The sequence below is a fragment of the Pontibacter toksunensis genome (assembly GCF_042686245.1).
In the GTDB taxonomy this organism is placed as follows: Bacteria; Bacteroidota; Bacteroidia; order Cytophagales; family Hymenobacteraceae; genus Pontibacter; species Pontibacter toksunensis.
The window spans coordinates 1-1,954 of sequence record NZ_JBHUOX010000078.1 but is presented as its reverse complement, the minus strand read 5'-3'; the positions used below and the strand labels follow the sequence as shown (position 1 = coordinate 1,954).

Genomic DNA, 1,954 nt, shown 5'->3' with positions numbered 1-1,954 from the left:
CAATGCTCGACTACTACAGGAAAGTAGCTCCACAACTTAACGAACCGCTGTATGCGAGACCCGCTTGTACAGTGGTGTGAGAGGCGCACCCCGTCAGTTAACGCTGGCGGGGCCGTCTACTCGATTGGCTGACGGAATTATTTCTTCAGTTTGCTTTTTATAAGTGTTACTACTTCAGAATTCTTATTTTCCTTAGCGGCTGTAAGAACGGTGTTTCCTTCACCATCAGTAGCGTTAACATCTGCTCCACTTGCTAATAGCAACTCTACTATCTCCCTATTCCCTTTAGATGCCGCATACATTAAGGTAGTAGTATTAAACCCGTCTCTCCAGTCTATTTGTGCTCGGCTAGCGATTAACAGCTTCACAATCTCAACATTAGAATTGTTGACTGCTGTAATGAGCGGACTTACCTGCATCCAAGGCCCCGCCTGCTTGATGTAATTAGGGTTAGCCTTTTTCTTTAGTAGCACTTCAACTTTGGCTTTGTCATTCTTTTGAACAGCGGCATATAGTTGCTCATCCTTACGTTGAGCCATTGTTAAAATTGACGTACATAGAGTCAGTACAAGCAGGAGTATAAGTTTTTTCATTTCATAGTTTTTATGACAACCGTCTCGTGCATAATATGGGCAAGGCTTAGCCGCAGCCTGAATTATGAACCTTGTTGGTGTTTGTTTTTCTTTAGTCCGCCTGGTGTATCCAAACATACTTGCCTTCTTTCCAAGCTACTGTAGCCCCACCTTCTTCTTCCGTCCCAATGTAGAAAGCTGGGTAGTCAAGCTTGACGTCTCGGCTTCCATCAATGTCTCCTTCTTCCATGAAAGTAACTTCGTAGGTTATGCTATCTGTTACAAGGTTCCAGTTCTCTACCCAATTGAAGTCATCACCACCATTTCCGAACTTATTGCCAGCACCTATGATAAATTCTTCGTTAGTGTCACAGTGTTTTATTATAATGCCCTTTTTGCTATTGATAATTACTGCAAAGGCTGTATCTACATGACCGTCACCATTGAAGTCTGCTGTCAGGTATTGTGGATTGAGCCAGTTTGCTTCTCTATCTGGAGCTTTTAATTCTGGGCTGCCTTGCGTTGTAGTTTGCTCTGCTGTAGCCGATTTTGTTTCTAACTTGTTCTCTTGCTGTTCACAGGAAAACAGTGCAGCAAAGGCTATTAAGCAAAGGCTCTTTTTTATCATTTCTATAAATTCAAATACACACCAACTAGGGGATGAACGGAGTTATTCGGCTTATCTGCACTATGTATGGAAGTCATCTGCTCCATTCCTTTGGCAGAATTCGTTGTTTTAGAGGGTATTATACTTGTTTTTGTCCACATATCTTGCTTATTCAATATAAGAAATTTCATGACAATACCTGCTTCTTACACTTTATTTCAGGCAAGGGTGACCCAAAAATTCTAAAAGGGGTGGTGTGATTTCTGCTAGAGGCTCCTGCTGCACACCAATACAGGTGCAACCTCCCTGTTTAGGAGTAGAAACCAACAGACAAAAGGAAATTGTAACGCTAAAAGCACAGCAATTTAGTGCAGTCCATTCTAAACGTATATCTGCGGATAATACGCTTATATCCGGATATACATGGCTATAGCCTCGAAAGCAGCTCATTTCAGTGAATGAAAGCAGAGAGAGGATGAGCAGATGTGTCTTCCACGAGGTCAACAGTCGGCATGTCTAGTGCAATTGCTCCAGCTTACAGGCTGTGGTTGCGGAAGCAGGCTAAAACTGCAGTTTGCTGCTCAACCTTGTCCCGGAAAACGTGAGTGGCTGTTGCACAACTGTATGAATGTAGGCTTTAAAAAATAATGACCTATTTCTTTTAGTAATGCAGGGCAAGAAAACTTTCAAAGATGAGAAGGAGCTGCTCTTCTCGCTCTCGGCGCACGTGCCGGAGCACAACTTTTACCGCCGGCTCAAGCAGCAGTTGGACCTG

General features: G+C 43.1%; 2 protein-coding genes. Both read right to left on the bottom strand.

Annotated features, from left to right (window positions below; all coding sequences use genetic code 11):
- Positions 1–137 precede the first annotated feature (137 nt).
- Entirely contained in the window at positions 138–593 is a 456-nt protein-coding gene (locus ACFS7Z_RS27145; RefSeq protein WP_377492592.1) for an ankyrin repeat domain-containing protein, read from the bottom strand.
- Positions 594–684: 91 nt separating this feature from the next.
- Positions 685–1,200, bottom strand: coding sequence for a hypothetical protein (locus tag ACFS7Z_RS27140; RefSeq protein WP_377492589.1), 516 nt, complete (start codon positions 1,198–1,200; stop codon positions 685–687).
- Positions 1,201–1,954 lie beyond the last annotated feature (754 nt).

What these genes read in the sequence shown, in the direction of transcription:
- ACFS7Z_RS27145 (WP_377492592.1), bottom strand. Translation starts at nt 593, where the DNA reads ATGAAAAAACTTATACTCCTGCTTGTACTGACTCTATGTACGTCAATT.
- ACFS7Z_RS27140 (WP_377492589.1), bottom strand. Translation starts at nt 1,200, where the DNA reads ATGATAAAAAAGAGCCTTTGCTTAATAGCCTTTGCTGCACTGTTTTCC.